At 55.5% G+C, this 14,747-nt stretch carries 11 protein-coding genes; 6 read left to right on the forward strand and 5 right to left on the reverse strand.

What is annotated here, in order from left to right; all coding sequences use genetic code 11:
- Window positions 1–81 precede the first annotated feature (81 nt).
- The 3 genes from hmsP (at window position 82) to CNE01S_RS03065 (ending at window position 5,296) form a co-directional block, all read left to right on the forward strand.
- Window positions 82–2,067 (forward strand): biofilm formation regulator HmsP, encoded by a 1,986-nt coding sequence (gene hmsP, locus CNE01S_RS03055; protein ID WP_061273479.1) that lies wholly within the window; start codon window positions 82–84, stop codon window positions 2,065–2,067.
- Between the two features lie 181 nt (window positions 2,068–2,248).
- Window positions 2,249–3,535 carry a dicarboxylate/amino acid:cation symporter gene (locus CNE01S_RS03060; protein ID WP_061273339.1) on the forward strand — a complete coding sequence of 429 codons (1,287 nt, stop codon included), beginning with the start codon at window positions 2,249–2,251 and terminating at the stop codon, window positions 3,533–3,535.
- Between the two features lie 276 nt (window positions 3,536–3,811).
- Window positions 3,812–5,296 (forward strand): M16 family metallopeptidase, encoded by a 1,485-nt coding sequence (locus tag CNE01S_RS03065; protein WP_061273341.1) that lies wholly within the window; start codon window positions 3,812–3,814, stop codon window positions 5,294–5,296.
- A gap of 116 nt (window positions 5,297–5,412) precedes the next feature.
- On the opposite strand, the gene kdgK is transcribed toward CNE01S_RS03065, so the two are convergent.
- A complete protein-coding gene (gene kdgK, locus CNE01S_RS03070) occupies window positions 5,413–6,345 on the reverse strand; it encodes a 2-dehydro-3-deoxygluconokinase (RefSeq protein WP_061273482.1) in 933 nt (310 codons plus the stop codon).
- A 243-nt stretch (window positions 6,346–6,588) separates the two neighbouring features.
- On the opposite strand from kdgK, the gene pdeH reads away from it, so the two are divergent.
- Complete coding sequence (gene pdeH / locus CNE01S_RS03075; RefSeq protein WP_061273343.1) at window positions 6,589–7,362, forward strand: cyclic-guanylate-specific phosphodiesterase; 774 nt, start codon at window positions 6,589–6,591, stop codon at window positions 7,360–7,362.
- Between the two features lie 65 nt (window positions 7,363–7,427).
- Complete coding sequence (locus tag CNE01S_RS03080) at window positions 7,428–9,494, forward strand: AsmA family protein (protein WP_061273345.1); 2,067 nt, start codon at window positions 7,428–7,430, stop codon at window positions 9,492–9,494.
- A gap of 52 nt (window positions 9,495–9,546) precedes the next feature.
- Here CNE01S_RS03080 and CNE01S_RS03085 read toward each other — a convergent pair whose 3' ends face one another.
- The 4 genes from CNE01S_RS03085 to CNE01S_RS03100 form a co-directional block, all read right to left on the reverse strand.
- A complete protein-coding gene (locus tag CNE01S_RS03085) occupies window positions 9,547–10,860 on the reverse strand; it encodes an MFS transporter (RefSeq protein ID WP_061273347.1) in 1,314 nt (437 codons plus the stop codon).
- A gap of 196 nt (window positions 10,861–11,056) precedes the next feature.
- The gene (locus tag CNE01S_RS03090) at window positions 11,057–11,713 is read right to left on the reverse strand and encodes a DapH/DapD/GlmU-related protein (protein ID WP_061273349.1); all 657 of its coding nucleotides are present in this window, start codon (window positions 11,711–11,713) and stop codon (window positions 11,057–11,059) included.
- A gap of 90 nt (window positions 11,714–11,803) precedes the next feature.
- The gene (gene yhjD, locus CNE01S_RS03095; protein ID WP_061273352.1) at window positions 11,804–12,862 is read right to left on the reverse strand and encodes an inner membrane protein YhjD; all 1,059 of its coding nucleotides are present in this window, start codon (window positions 12,860–12,862) and stop codon (window positions 11,804–11,806) included.
- Window positions 12,863–12,917: 55 nt separating this feature from the next.
- A complete protein-coding gene (locus tag CNE01S_RS03100; RefSeq protein WP_061273354.1) occupies window positions 12,918–13,817 on the reverse strand; it encodes a LysR family transcriptional regulator in 900 nt (299 codons plus the stop codon).
- Window positions 13,818–13,936: 119 nt separating this feature from the next.
- Between CNE01S_RS03100 and CNE01S_RS03105 the strand changes: the two genes are divergently transcribed.
- On the forward strand, window positions 13,937–14,695 hold the full coding sequence (locus CNE01S_RS03105) for an SDR family NAD(P)-dependent oxidoreductase (protein ID WP_061273356.1): 759 nt from the start codon (window positions 13,937–13,939) through the stop codon (window positions 14,693–14,695).
- Window positions 14,696–14,747 lie beyond the last annotated feature (52 nt).

Raw genomic sequence — 14,747 nt, forward strand, 5'->3', positions numbered from 1 at the left:
TGGCAATGCAGTATACTCTGCGGGCGTAAGAATATCCTGATGCCGGGCGTGGCGCAGGTTAAGCAAAAGCGGAGAGTCAGTTTGCGAGTCAGTCGTTCCCTAACGATAAAACAGATGGCTATGGTGTCAGCCGTGGCCCTGGTGTTTATTTTTATTTTTATCGTCATTCAGCTGTTCCATTTTGTGCAGCAAAATCGCTACGACACCGCCACACAAATGGAGAAAATCGCCCACTCCGTGCGTCTTCCGCTGTCTGAGGCCATTTTGCGTGCCGACATTCCGCAGGCTGAGGCCATTCTTCACCAGATCCAACCCTCGGGCATCATCAGCCGCGCTGATGTCGTGCTGCCAAACCAGTTCCAGGCGCTTCGCATTAGCTTTATGCCGGAGCACCAAATCCCGATGCTCATCACCCGCGTGTTTGAGCTGCCGGTGCAAATTTCCCTGCCGCTTTACTCTCTGGAGCGTCCGGCAAACCCGCAGCCGCTGGCTTATCTGGTGTTACAGGCTGATTCCTGGCGCATGTACCGCATTATCGTCAGCACGATTTCTACCCTGCTGACCACCTATTTGCTGCTGGCGTTGATTCTGACCGTGGCGATCAGCTGGTGTATTAACCGGCTGGTGGTGCATCCGATCCGTAAGATTAGCCGCGAGCTGGATGGCCTTAATCCTCAGCAAGCGGGCGAGCATCAGCTTACGCTGCCACCGCTGCATCATGACGATGAGATTGGCATGCTGGTGCGTAGCTATAACCGCAATCAGCAGATTACCCAGCGTCTGCAGCAGCAAATGAATTCGTTGAGCACCCACAACCCGGTCTCGGAGCTGCCGAACAAGGCGCTGCTGATGGCGCTGATTGAACAGATGGTGGCGAACGATAAGCACGGTGCGTTAATGCTGATCGGCAGCGAAACGCTGCAGGATGCGGCCGGGGTGCTCAATGACGAACAGCGTGAGATGCTGCTGCTGACGCTGGTCGAGAAAGTTAAGCCCGTGTTGCCGACCAATGCGGTGCTGGCCCAGCTTAGCCAGAATGATTTTGGGCTGCTGCTCTATGGCGTCAGCGACCCGTGGTATGCCATGACGCTGGCGCAGAAAATCATGGAAACGCTCAATGCCCGTTTGCCGGTTCAGGCATTGCAGCTGAAACCGACCGCCAGCATCGGCATTGCGATGTTCAAGGGGGAGCTCAGCGCAGAACAGCTTTATCGCCGCGCGGCTTCGGCAACGCTTTCGGCTCGCCGCTGCGGGAAAAATCAAATTCAGTTCTTCGACCCCGATCAAATGGAAAAAGCCCAGCGCCGCCTGACCGAAGAGCACGATATTTTGAACGCGCTTGAGAAGCATCATTTTGCCGTCTGGCTGCAGCCTCAGGTGGATATGCGAGATGGAAGCGTAGTCAGTGCCGAAGTCCTGCTGCGCCAGCGCCAGCAGGACGGTAGCTGGAGTCTGCCGGAAGGGTTGATTGAGCGTATCGAGGCCTGCGGGTTGATGATTACCGTTGGCAATTGGATCCTTGAAGAGTCCTGCCGCACCCTGTCAGCCTGGCAAAGCCGGGGCATTACGCTGCCGCTGTGCGTCAATCTCTCCGCGCTCCAATTGCTGCACGAAGCAATGGTGCCTTCACTGCTAGAGCTACTCGGGCGTTACAGAATCCAGCCCGGCACGCTGATTCTTGAAGTGACCGAAAGTCGCCGCATTGAAGATCCGCAGGCGGCGGTCAATATTCTGCGGCCGCTTCGTCAGGCCGGAGTGCGCATTGCCCTGGATGATTTTGGCATGGGCTACGCCAGCCTTCATCACCTGCATCATATGAAAGCGCTGCCGATTGACGTGTTGAAGATAGACAAAAGTTTTATCGAAGGGCTACCGGAAGACAACGCGATGGTTAGCGTGATTATCGCGATGGCCAAAGCCCTGGATCTGAAAGTGGTGGCGGAGGGCGTGGAGCAAGAAGCCCAGCGCGAGTGGCTAGTGCAGCAGGGCGTTATCTACGCCCAGGGCTTCCTGTATGCCAAAGCACGCACTCTTGAGCAGTTTGAACGTGAATTTCTTACTGCATAAATGAAAAACAATAGTTACAAATGTTACGAGCTGGATCGGTTCAGTTCAAGTTTTTAACAATCCCGTTAACAAAATCGATCCACGCCACTTCTGCGTTTTTTTTAGGGTGCTATGTTGAGTGCCGCAGTCATACCGGTTCCTGAGCCGGGGCTGCGGTTACTCTCCGTCCAAGGATACTCTAATGAAAACCTCACTCTTCAAAAGTCTGTATTTTCAGGTGCTGACCGCAATTGCCATCGGCATTTTGCTGGGTCACTTTTACCCGGAATTGGGTGCCCAAATGAAACCGTTTGGCGACGCGTTCGTTAAACTGATTAAAATGATTATTGCGCCCGTCATCTTCTGTACCGTGGTGACCGGGATCGCCGGCATGGAAAGCATGAAAGCCGTGGGCCGTACCGGCGCGGTAGCGTTACTCTATTTCGAGATTGTCAGTACCATCGCGCTGATTATCGGGCTTATCGTGGTCAACGTGCTGCAGCCTGGTGCCGGGATGAACGTGGACCCGGCGACGCTGGATGCCAAAGCGGTAGCGGTTTACGCTGAACAAGCTCAGCAGCAGGGCGTGATTGCCTTCTTGCTGGATGTGATCCCAGGCAGCGTGATTGGTGCGTTTGCCAGCGGTAACATCCTGCAGGTGCTGCTCTTTGCCGTCCTGTTTGGCTTCGCGCTGCATCGCCTGGGCCACAAAGGTCAGATGATCTTTAACGTCATCGAAAGCTTCTCTCAGGTGATTTTCGGCATCATTAACATGATCATGCGTCTGGCGCCTATCGGGGCGTTTGGTGCGATGGCGTTCACCATCGGTAAATACGGCGTCGGCTCTCTGGTTCAGCTGGGCCAGCTGATTATCTGCTTCTACATTACCTGCCTGCTGTTTGTGATTCTGGTGCTGGGCTCTATTGCGCGCGTCACCGGCTTCAGCATTTTCAAGTTCATTCGCTACATCAAGGAAGAGCTGCTGATCGTGCTGGGAACGTCCTCTTCCGAGTCCGTGCTGCCGCGTATGCTAGATAAGATGGAGAAGCTGGGCTGCCGTAAATCCGTTGTCGGTCTGGTCATTCCAACCGGCTACTCCTTCAACCTGGACGGCACCTCGATTTACCTGACGATGGCGGCGGTGTTTATCGCCCAGGCGACCAACAGCCATATGGATATCTTCCACCAGATCACGCTGCTGGTGGTGCTACTGCTCTCCTCTAAAGGGGCGGCAGGCGTGACGGGAAGCGGCTTTATCGTGCTGGCGGCCACCATTTCTGCGGTAGGCCATCTGCCGGTCGCAGGCCTGGCGCTGATTCTGGGTATCGACCGCTTTATGTCCGAAGCGCGTGCGCTGACTAACCTGGTCGGTAACGGCGTGGCGACCGTTGTTGTCGCGAAGTGGGTAAAACAGCTGGATGAAAAGCAACTTCATCAGCAGTTGGATAACCCACAATCTGACAAAAAAGTGACCGAAGTCTCCCACTAATCCGACCAATTGCCCACAGCGACTTGCCCTCGCTGTGGGCGACTCTGCATAATCCCCCTAATACCCGTCATACTTCAGACTGCAGATGCGCTAATTGTCGCCTGCCTGCAGCTCGAATTATTTAGGGTCTTTATTCTCTATTTTTCACTTTCTTACGTGACGTTTTCGTAGAAATGCGGTCAAACGGATTGGTGAAACGTCACCTATGTCGGTCTGCGGACGTCGAATGCCGCGCCGATGTGCTACTTTTAACCAGGATTGTTTTTAGGGGTTCACATGCAGGGCACCAAGATTCGACTTTTAGCTGGCGGGTTGCTATTAGCCGCAACGGCCGGCAACGTGCAGGCAGAAGCGCTCCAGCCGGACCCGGCCTGGCAACAGGGAACGCTCTCTAACGGCTTCCAGTGGCAGGTTTTGGCCACCCCCCAGCGCCCAAGCGATCGCGTTGAAATTCGCCTGATGGTGAATAACGGTTCGCTCACCGAAACCGCCCAGCAAAGCGGTTACAGCCACTTTCTACCGCGCATGCTGCTGACGCAGACTGGCGGTCTGCCGACGAGCCAGGCACGTTCGTTATGGCACCAAAGCAGCGATCCGGAGCGTCCACTTCCTCCGGCTATCGTCTCCTATGACTTCACGCTTTTTAACTTAAGCTTGCCTAACAACCGCAATGATTTGCTGAAAGAAGCGCTGGCATTTATGTCGACCAATATCGGGTCGCTGGCCGTGACGCCGGCAACCGTAACTGCGGCCTTACATGTGCCGGATATGGTTGCGACCTGGCCGATGAATACCAAAGACAGCTGGTGGCGCTACCGTCTGAAAGGTTCCACGCTGCTTGGCCACGATCCGGCTGATAATCTCAAGCGTCCGGTAGATGCCGTGCAGTTGAAAGCGTTTTACGACAAGTGGTACACCCCGGATGCGATGACCCTTATTGTGGTCGGCAACGTGGACAGCCGCAGCGTGGCGGAGCAAATCAACAAAACCTTCGGCGAGCTAAAAGGTAAGCGCGATACCCCTGCACCGGTGCCGACGCTTTCCCCGCTTAACCCTGAGCCGGTTAGCCTGATGACCGACAGCGTGCGTCAGGACAGGCTGTCTCTGATGTGGGATAACACCTGGCAGCCGATTCGTGAATCCGCGGCGCTGCTGCGCTACTGGCGTGCCGATCTGGCCCGTGAAGCGCTGTTCTGGAATGTGCAGCAAAGCCTGAGCAAAAACGGCGTTAAAGATCTTAATCTGAGCTTTGACTGCCGCGTGCTTTATCTGCGTGCCCAGTGCGGGATCAATATTGAATCCCCGAACGATAAGCTGAACGTCAGTCTCACCAGCGTCGGGCGTGAACTGCTGCGAGTGCGCGATAAAGGGCTGTCTCAGGAAGAATTCGATGCGCTGATTGCGCAGAAAAAGAATGAACTGACGAAGCTGTTTGCCACCTACGCACGCACCAACACCGACGTGCTGATAAGCCAGCGTTTGCGTTCGCTGCAAAACCAGGTGGTTGATATTGCGCCGGAGCAGTACCAGAAGCTGCGTCAGGACTTCCTCGACAGCCTGACCGTCTCAATGCTCAACCAGGACCTGCGTCAGCAGCTGTCTCAGGATATGTCTATGGTGTTGTTGCAGCCTAAAGGCGAGCCTGAGTACAACATGAAAGAGCTGAAAGAGACGTGGGATAAGGTGATGGTGCCGGCCGCTGTGCCGCCTGTGACCGACGATCCTAAGCAGGATGTTTCGGATATTCCTCCGGCGTCATAGTGCCTGAAAAGCCCCTCACCCCGAGCCTCTCCCCATAGGGGAGAGGGGGAATTAGTGTAAAAGTTTTCTTTGCGTCCCCTCTCCCTTTCAGGGAGAGGGTTAGGGTGAGGGTCAACTTATTTGGGCATTGCATCCAACGGAATAATCGCCCCGCGATACTGAATCACTGTCCCTGCCGTCAGATGGCCGCGCTTCGCGGCCGCTTCCGCCGTTCCTCCGGTTAAACGTACCGCCAGATAGCCTGCGCTAAACGAATCCCCAGCCGCGGTGGTATCCACGACTTTTTCTTTTGGCAGGCGAAGGGCGGGAACCTCGAGAGTGCTTTCACCTATGACCGACACCAGGCAAGACTCTGCGCCCCGCTTGATCACCACTTCTCCTACGCCTGCAGCGTGCGTCCGGCGAATCACCTCGCCTGCCGGGACGGTGCCCCACAGCAAGTCTTCATCATCCAGCGTCAGGAAGGCGATATCCGTGCAGGCCAGCATCTGCTGGTAAACGCGCTGTGTCTCTTCGGGGCTGGCCCAGAGGCGTGGGCGATAATTGTTGTCGAAGATCACCTTGCAGCCGTTGGCTCTCGCCTGCTTTAGCATTGCCAGCAGCTTCTCGCGGCTGGTTTCGTTGAGAATAGCCAGGCTAATACCGCTCAGGTAGAGATAATCGAACTGTGCCAGTTCGGCGCAAATTTCCTCTGAACGCTCGCTCTCCAGCCAGAACCGCGCCGCCGCTTCGTTGCGCCAGTAGTAGAAGGTGCGCTCGCCGTGGCTATCCGTCTCGATGTAATACAGCCCCGGAAGGCGATGCTCCAGGCGCTGAATCAATGCCGTGTGCAGGCGCTCCTGGCGCCAGCTGTCCAGCATTTGCTGGCTAAAGCTGTCCTCGCCCAGGGCGGTGACATAATGCACTTCCAGCGCGCTTTCGCTGACCTGGCGGGCGAGATAAACCGAGGTATTTAGGGTATCGCCCCCAAAGCCGCGCTGTACCTGAGCGCCATTCTGAGACAGTTCGATCATGCATTCGCCGATCACGGCAATTTTCTGAGTGAGCATAAGAAACCTGATGATGAAATGAACAAAAATGCTGTTTTTTTGCATTCTCCGTCTGGGTGAAAAGTGAGTCAAACATTTTAAAACGCCGTTTCGAAAACTTTTGAGGTGCGCCAGGTTATTGTGATTGTGACAAAAATCGCCATCGCCGATTTTGCTGCGAAAGCGAGCATAAAGTTCTCTATTCCGACGCCGATAACCTTTCGACGAGCCATGTAGAGTCATCAGGGCAAACAGGATGTACAGATGAAGTTGAAGCAGATCACTCACCGGCTGCATACGCTTGAGGCGAGCGTTGAAAGTTTGCAGGAGCGACGATTTTGGCTGCAATGCCAGCGCCGCTACACCTTTCAGCCGATTTACAGAACAGACGGAAAATTGATGGCAGTTGAGCTGCTCACGGTGGTCACGCATCCAGTGGAGGCAGATGTGCGCATCCCTCCCGACCGCTATTTTTCTTCGATCCCCAGCCGCCAGCGACTTTCGGTGGTGGAAGAGCAACTGCGCCTGCTGGAAGCCTGGGAGCAGACCTTTATTGGCCACGGCATCCTGGCGTCGGTCAACGTTGATGGCCCAACTTTGATTGCCATGAAGCAGCATCAGCCGATTCTCGACCTTATCGCCAAACTGCCGTGGGTACGTTTTGAACTGGTGGAACATATCAACTTGCCGCAGGCGGCGACTCTGGCGGGTATGCACGAGTTTGGCCCGCTTTGGCTTGATGATTTTGGCACCGGCCTGGCTAACTTCTCCGCGCTGAGCGAAGTTCGTTATGACTACATCAAAGTGGCGCGTGAACTTTTCATCATGCTGCGAAAAAGCGATGAAGGGCGTAATTTGTTCACCATGCTGCTGCAATTAATGAACCGTTACTGCAAGGGCGTGATTGTGGAAGGTATTGAAACGGTTGAAGAATGGAGAGACGTTCAGTCTTCGCCTGCCTATGCAGCGCAGGGCTATTTTCTTTCCCGTCCGGTTCCTTTCGAAAACCTTGAACATGTGCTGATTCACCTCCCCTGATGCCGTTTCGGTCATGCTGGACTATCTTTTAGTCAGGCAGGCCGGCATCAGGAGAGGTAATAAGGATGACAAAAACAGGTAAAATTAGCAGTGTAATCGCCGGGATTTTCTTGTTGTTGGTTGTGGTGGCGATCGTCGTAATTGCCACATTTGACTGGAACCGACTAAAACCAACCATCAACCAAAAAGTCTCGGCAGAGCTGAACCGCCCCTTTGCCATTCGCGGTGATTTAGGGGTGGTTTGGGAGCGCAATAAAGACGAGTCCGGCTGGCGCAGTTGGGTGCCGTGGCCACACGTTCATGCCGAAGATATTCTCCTTGGTAACCCACCTGAAATCCCCGAAGTGACCATGGTTCATCTGCCAAGGGTGGATGCGACGCTTGCGCCGCTCTCGCTGCTCACCAAAACGGTCTACATCCCCTGGATAAAGCTGGTTGAGCCCGATGCCCGAATTATCAGGCTGTCGGAAAAAAGTAATAACTGGACCTTTAACCTTGCCAGCTCAGGCGACAGCGATCCCAATCAAAAACCGTCCGGCTGGTCTTTCCGACTGGACAACATTTTGTTCGATAAAGGCCGGATTGCGGTGGATGACAAGGTGACGAAGGCCGAGCTGACTCTCCTCGTCGATCCGCTGGGTAAACCGCTGCCGTTCAGCGAAGTGTCCGGCCAAAAGCCACAGGGCAAAGACGCGGCGAAGGCGGCAGATTACGTTTTCGGCCTGAAAGTGAGTGGCCGCTACAACGGCCAGCCGGTGGAAGGCAGCGGTAAAATCGGCGGCATGCTGGCGCTGCGCAGTGAAAGCGATAGCGCGTTCCCGGTGCAGGCCGATGTGCGCTCTGGCACCTCTCGTGTGGCCTTCGTGGGCACCGTCAACGACCCAATGAAAATGGGCGGGGTTGACCTCAGGCTTAAATTCTCCGGTGATTCTCTCGGCAATCTTTATGCGCTGACCGGCGTGCTGCTGCCGGATACTCCACCGTTTGAAACGGACGGCCATCTGTTGGCGAAAATCGACACGGATAAAGGCTCGGTCTTCCGTTACCAGGATTTTAACGGGCGTATTGGCGACAGCGATATTCACGGCTCCCTGACCTACAGCCAGGGTAAACCATGGCCTAAGCTTGAAGGTGATTTGGCCTCTAAACAGCTGCGGCTGGCCGATTTAGGGCCGCTGATTGGCGTCGACTCAGGGAATGGCGCAGAGAAGACGAAAAAAGCTAAACAGCAGCGCGGCGAAAGTACGGCACAGCCCGCCGACAAAGTGCTGCCTTACGATCGATTTGAAACGGACAAATGGAACGTGATGGACGCCGATGTGCGCTTTAAAGGACAGCGCATTGAGCATAGCGGTACGCTGCCGCTTAGCGACCTGACCACCCACGTGATTCTGAATAACGCCGACCTGCGCCTGCAGCCGCTGAAATTCGGCATGGCGGGAGGTTCTATCAATGCCAATATCCACCTTGAAGGCGATAAAAAGCCGATGCAGGGGACAGCGGATATTCAGGCTCGCCGACTGCAGCTGAAGCAGCTTATGCCCAAAGTGGAGTCGATGCAGAAAACGCTCGGCGAGCTGAACGGTGACGCTAACCTGAGCGGGCGTGGTAACTCCGTTGCCGCATTATTGGGTACCAGCAACGGCAGCCTGAAGCTGCTGATGAACGACGGGCTTATCAGCCGCAACCTGATGGAAATAGTAGGCCTGAACGTTGGGAACTACATTGTCGGGAAGATTTTTGGCGACGATGAAGTGCGGATAAACTGCGCCGCGGCGAACCTGGATTTGCGTAACGGCATCGCGACGCCGAGGATTTTTGCCTTTGATACCGAAAATGCCCTGATCAACGTGACCGGCAGCACCAACTTTGCCAGCGAGCGTCTGGATTTGACCATCGATCCTGAGAGTAAAGGGATTCGTATTATTACCCTGCGTTCACCGCTTTACGTACGCGGTACGTTCAAAAATCCGGATGCGGGCGTGAAGCCGGGGCCGCTGATCGTTCGTGGCGCGGTGGCCGCTGCGCTTGCGACGCTGGTCACGCCGGCCGCGGCGCTGGCTGCGCTGATCTCGACTTCTGAAGGCAGCGATAATCAGTGCCGGACGATTTTGGGGCAGATGAAGAAGTGAGTGAACGTTTCCCCTCTCCCTTTTAGGGAGAGGGTCAGGGTGAGGGTAAAATTTACAGCGACTGGTGGCGGGTCTCTTTACTCAGCAGCAGCGCAATCAGCGTCAGCGCGGACATCGCGGCCAGATACACGCCGACGTAGAACAGACCATAGTTAGCCTGCAGCCAGGTCGCGATATAAGGTGCGACGGAAGCGCCAAGTATAGACGCGACGTTGTAGGAGAAAGAAGCGCCGGTATAGCGCACTTCCGTCGGGAACATCTCCGGCAGCAGAGCGCCCATCGGGCCAAAGGTCAGCCCCATCAGGCTCAGGCCGATCAGCAGGTAAGCCATCACCAGCGCCTGGCTGCCTGAACCCAGCAGCGGCGGGAAGACGAACAGCGCAAACAGAATCATCAGGCTGGTGATTACAATCATGCTCTTACGGCGGCCAAAGGCATCCGCCAGGTAGCCCGCAATCGGCACCATCACGCCAAAGCCAATCACCGCCATCATCAGCATCCACAGCACGTCATTGCGCGAGAAGCCGAGGCCTGCCGGAACCGGCGCGGTACTGAAGGTCATGGAATAGACCGTCATGATGTAGAACAGCGTATAGGTTGCCAGCATGATGAAGGTGCCGAGGATGGTCGCCTTCAGGTGTTTGGTCAGCAGCGTACCCAGTGGCACTTTAACTTGCTTCCCGGCTTTAGCAATCTTCGCGAATACCGGCGTTTCATGCAGCGAAACGCGGACATAAAGCCCGATAATGACCAGAACCGCCGAAAGAATAAACGGCACACGCCAGCCCCAGGACATGAACTGTTCGTCGGTCAGCAGCCAGGAGAGCAGCAGGAAGGTGCCGTTGGCGAAGAAGAAGCCGATTGGGGCACCCAGCTGCGGGAACGAGCCATACAGCGCGCGCTTGCGCGGCGGGGCGTTTTCCGTAGCCAGCAGCGCCGCGCCACCCCATTCACCGCCCTGACCAAAACGGGCCAGCGCCAGCAGCATCGGAGCAAAAATGCCGATGGAGGCATAACCCGGCAGCAGGCCGATGACGACGGTTGAAATCCCCATCGTTAGCAGAGAAGCAACCAGCGTGACTTTACGGCCGACGCGATCGCCGAAGTGGCCGAACAGCGCCGAACCAATCGGGCGGGCAACAAAAGCGATAGCGAACGTGGCGAGAGACTGTAGCGTGGCAGCCGTCGGGTCACCCTGCGGGAAGAAGATGTGTGGGAAAACGATTACCGCCGCGGTGGCATAGATATAGAAGTCGAAGAATTCGATGGCCGTGCCGACCAGCGAAGCGACAACGACTTTTCCGCGTGAGTTTACGGGCGTGGCGTCAGCCCCGGTATCGAGAGTTGTGGCAACGGATGCTTGCATAGTTTTTTCTTATTTATGGCGAACGAAAGTCCATTTACGCATAGCAAAAGAAGCATTTCAACGCGCTACGGCGGGCGGTTTAGCTCAAAAAACAGGCATTAAGTGAATAATTTTTAAGCCTGCGCGTAAGCTTCCATGAAATGCTTCACAAAAATTTCAAAACAGTGAATAAAACTGGTTTCAGGTTAAATAAAAGTTACCAGTTAGATTTATCTGCTAAGTTGGCCGACTTGTCCCAGCGAGCGCAAAAACTTGCTGTCTCCCCTGACTGAAATTCCGGCAGGTGCGCCATTAATTTCTCCAGCGGCCAGTCCCACCAGGCGATGCGCTGCAGGCTTTCCGCTATCTCCTGAGGGAAGCGGCTACGAATGGGTTTGGCCGGCACGCCACCGACGATGGTGTACGGCGGCACGTCTTTGCTGACCACCGCCCCGGCGGCAAGCACTGCGCCGTCGCCAACCGTTACGCCGGGCAGCACAATCACCCCGTGACCAATCCACACGTCGTTGCCAATTACCACCCGATCCTCACGGCGATGGGCAAAGAATGAAGTGTCGCGGCCAACGTCGGGCGCGTAGTACTCCGGGCAGTAGGTAAAGCGGTGCTGTGACGGGCGGTCCATCGGGTGATTGGGGGCGCCAAGCCGGACGTGGTTGGCAATAGCGGTGAATTTGCCGATAACGCTATCCGCCACGCAGCAGTGTTCGCCGAGGTAGGAGAAGTCTCCGAGGATGCTGTATTCCAGCACGCTGTGGGCGAGTATTTCGCACTGGTCGCCGACGTGTGTTTCCCGCAGGCGAACGCTGGGGTCAATAACGGTTTTCTGAAGTTTGGGAACGGAGGCAGTTGTCATGGCATGTTCTCTGGTCGGAGGTTTAGACAAGTGGGCCTGCTAACCTGAAGGTCGGCAGGCCACCTATCCTGACCGGAAATCATGACAGGATTATTTATGTGTTTTGCCGGGCATCCTCGGGTCGTCTTTGTATTCCGCGGTGGCAATCCAGGCCGCGCAAAACAGCGTCAGGCGAGCGAAGAAGTAGAAGAAGGCCATCAGCCCCAGCACCGAACCAAAAGCGGCCCCGGAAGGAGAACTGACGAGCTTCGGCAGGCTGTAGGTCATGATGATTTTAATCACCTCAAAGCCGATGGCCGCAATCAGCGTACCGCGAATAAGTGCCTTGCGGCGCGGACGATGGCGCGGCAGCCGCCAGAAGATCCAGAAGAACAGCAGGTAGTTAGCAAAAATTGAAATCGCCAGACCGACCAGATGCCAGACCGGTTTTAGCCATTCGATATCGCCCAGGTGCAGCAGGCCAATCAGCAGCGTCTGGGCCGACCCGGAAATCGAAGTTATCGACAGCGTCACGATCAGTGCAATCAGTAAGCCAATCAATGAGATAAAATCACGCAGGTATTTTACCCAGAATTTTTCCTGATCCTGCGGGCTGCGTTCCCACTTATCCCGCGACTGGGCGCGCACCGCTTCACGCAGGTTGCCCATCCAGTTAATGCCGGAATAGAGGGCAATGAGCAGCCCGACCAGCCCAACGGTGGTGCGCTGCTGAACCGCAGTGTTGATGGTGTTTTTTAGCGTGGCGGCAAGCGTCGGGTCGCTGACGTTCTCAAGGATTTTGGCAAAAATGTCTTCGAGCAGCGTGGGGTGCGAGGCAAGCACGTAGCCGCCCGCCGCGAAGGCCACCATCATGATGGGGATCAGCGACAGAAACGAGAAGTAGGTAATGGCGGCGCCAAACTGGTTCCCAAGCCGGTCATTAAAGCGTTCTGCGGCGCGGAGCAGATGGGCAACCATCGGCTGCCTGACCGTTTTGTTGACCGCGGATATGGTGCTGTTCACTGCGGCGTTGCTGGTTTTAAGCTTCACCAGCGGTTCATTCTCTGCAGGTTCGCTTTGCGCTTCATCCTGCTGAGTTTCGATAGGTACAACAGGCTCGTATTCGAGCTCGTGGGTTGGGCGTTTTTCACGGTTATCCGGCGTCGTCATCGGGTCAATTTTCCTTTTGCTGTGGCAGGATCTTAAGGAAATTATAGCCATAACGCTAATCTACATAGGCTTTGAGTACGCCGGTTAGCCATTCCATAAACAAATGCACTCGCCGGGAGAGGTTGCGGCGATGCGGATAAAGCAGCGAAATTGGCATTGGCTCAGCGCGATACTGAGGCAAAATTTCGACGAGACTGCCTTCTTTGAGCTGGGCTTTCACGCCCACGCGCGGAACCTGGATAATACCCAGTCCGGCAACGCAGGCGGCCTGGTAGGTTTCCGTGCTGTTAACGGTAATCAGGCCACCGGTTTTCACCCACTGCGTTGTTTTATCCAGCCAGACTTCAAAGCCCTGCGGGCGAGTGCCGAGGTTTTGGGCGTAATGCACCAGCGCGTGTGAAGCCAGGTCGTCCAGGTTCTCAGGGTAGCCGAAGCGGCTGAGGTAATCCGGACTGGCGCAGTTGATCATGGTGAATTTTCCCAGCGGCCTGGCCACCAGACCTGAGTCTTTGAGGTGACCTACGCGCACTACGCAGTCAAACCCTTCCCGGACGACATCCACCATTCTGTCGCTGCTGCTAAGCTCTAGCTCTATGCCTGGATACTGCTGCAGAAATCCCGGCAGCTTCGGAATGATCAAGCCGCGCGCCAGCGTAACTGGCATATCGATTCTGATGCGCCCGCTGACGCTGGCGGGATCGGTCTGGAACAGACCGTCTAGTTCATCGAGGTTAGTTAACAGGTCGCGGCAGCGTTCGTAATAAACCATGCCATCCTGGGTGAGCTGAACTCGGCGCGTGGTGCGGTGCAGCAGGCGTGTGCCGAGTGAGGTTTCCAGCGCCTGAACCTGGCGCGAAACGCTGCCCTTCGGCAGCCCAAGGGTGTCTGCGGCGCGGGTAAAACTCTCCAGCTCGGCGACCCGCACGAAAAGCTGCATTGCGTGTATTTTATCCATCTCATCACCGAATTGTTGTTTGAAATGAAACAGTGAGACGTATCTGGCCGTATTTATTGATTTTGTATCAGCTAATAAGCTGTATCTCAATTACCTGACAGCCAAATAAGGGGTTTATCATGAGTCAACGTATCGCTTTAGTGACCGGCGGCAGCCGTGGTTTAGGCAAAAACGCAGCGCTGAAGCTGGCCGCACGCGGAATCGGTATTCTGCTGACCTATAATAGCCAGCGTCAGGAAGCGGAAGATGTTGTGCGCGAAATTGAGCAAAAGGGCGTGAAAGCCGCAGCAATTCAGCTCAACGTCGGTGATTCATCCACCTTTGCAGGATTCGTTGAGCAGGTGAAAGAGACGCTGAGTAACGTCTGGCAGCGAGATACGTTTGATTATTTATTGAACAACGCAGGGGTCGGTCTTGAAGCGTCGTTTGCCGAGACCACCGAAGCGCAGTTCGATGAAATAATGAACATCCATTTGAAAGGGCCTTTTTTCCTGACCCAGCGCCTTCTGCAGCTGATTAAAGACGGCGGCCGTATTCTGAATGTGTCTACCGGACTGACCCGTTTCTCGCTGCCGGGTAAAGCCGCCTACGCCACGATGAAAGGGGCGATGGAAGTGCTGACCAAGTATCAGGCCAAAGAGCTGGGCTCACGCGGGATTGCGGTGAATATTATTGCGCCAGGTGCTATTGCTACTGATTTCAGCGGCGGTATCGTGCGGGATAGCGAGCATGTGTCGAAAGCTATCGCCGCGCAAACCGCGCTGGGGCGAGTAGGGCGGCCGGATGATATCGGCGATGCGATTGCGGCGATCCTCAGCGATGAGACCGGCTGGATGAATGCGCAGCGGATTGAAGTGTCCGGCGGGATGTTCCTTTAGTTTTTTGACCGCTCTCGGCTGGTGACCCTCACCCTAACCCTCTCCCTAAAAG

It is taken from the genome of Cedecea neteri NBRC 105707 = ATCC 33855 (assembly GCF_001571265.1).
Lineage (GTDB): Bacteria > Pseudomonadota > Gammaproteobacteria > Enterobacterales > Enterobacteriaceae > Cedecea > Cedecea neteri.

Bases quoted from the DNA above. Each gene is read 5' to 3' on its own strand.
- CNE01S_RS03060 (WP_061273339.1), top strand. From the start codon at position 2,249: ATGAAAACCTCACTCTTCAAAAGTCTGTATTTTCAGGTGCTGACCGCA.
- CNE01S_RS03065 (WP_061273341.1), top strand. From the start codon at position 3,812: ATGCAGGGCACCAAGATTCGACTTTTAGCTGGCGGGTTGCTATTAGCC.
- kdgK (WP_061273482.1), bottom strand. From the start codon at position 6,345: ATGCTCACTCAGAAAATTGCCGTGATCGGCGAATGCATGATCGAACTG.
- pdeH (WP_061273343.1), top strand. From the start codon at position 6,589: ATGAAGTTGAAGCAGATCACTCACCGGCTGCATACGCTTGAGGCGAGC.
- CNE01S_RS03080 (WP_061273345.1), top strand. From the start codon at position 7,428: ATGACAAAAACAGGTAAAATTAGCAGTGTAATCGCCGGGATTTTCTTG.
- CNE01S_RS03085 (WP_061273347.1), bottom strand. From the start codon at position 10,860: ATGCAAGCATCCGTTGCCACAACTCTCGATACCGGGGCTGACGCCACG.
- CNE01S_RS03090 (WP_061273349.1), bottom strand. From the start codon at position 11,713: ATGACAACTGCCTCCGTTCCCAAACTTCAGAAAACCGTTATTGACCCC.
- yhjD (WP_061273352.1), bottom strand. From the start codon at position 12,862: ATGACGACGCCGGATAACCGTGAAAAACGCCCAACCCACGAGCTCGAA.
- CNE01S_RS03100 (WP_061273354.1), bottom strand. From the start codon at position 13,817: ATGGATAAAATACACGCAATGCAGCTTTTCGTGCGGGTCGCCGAGCTG.
- CNE01S_RS03105 (WP_061273356.1), top strand. From the start codon at position 13,937: ATGAGTCAACGTATCGCTTTAGTGACCGGCGGCAGCCGTGGTTTAGGC.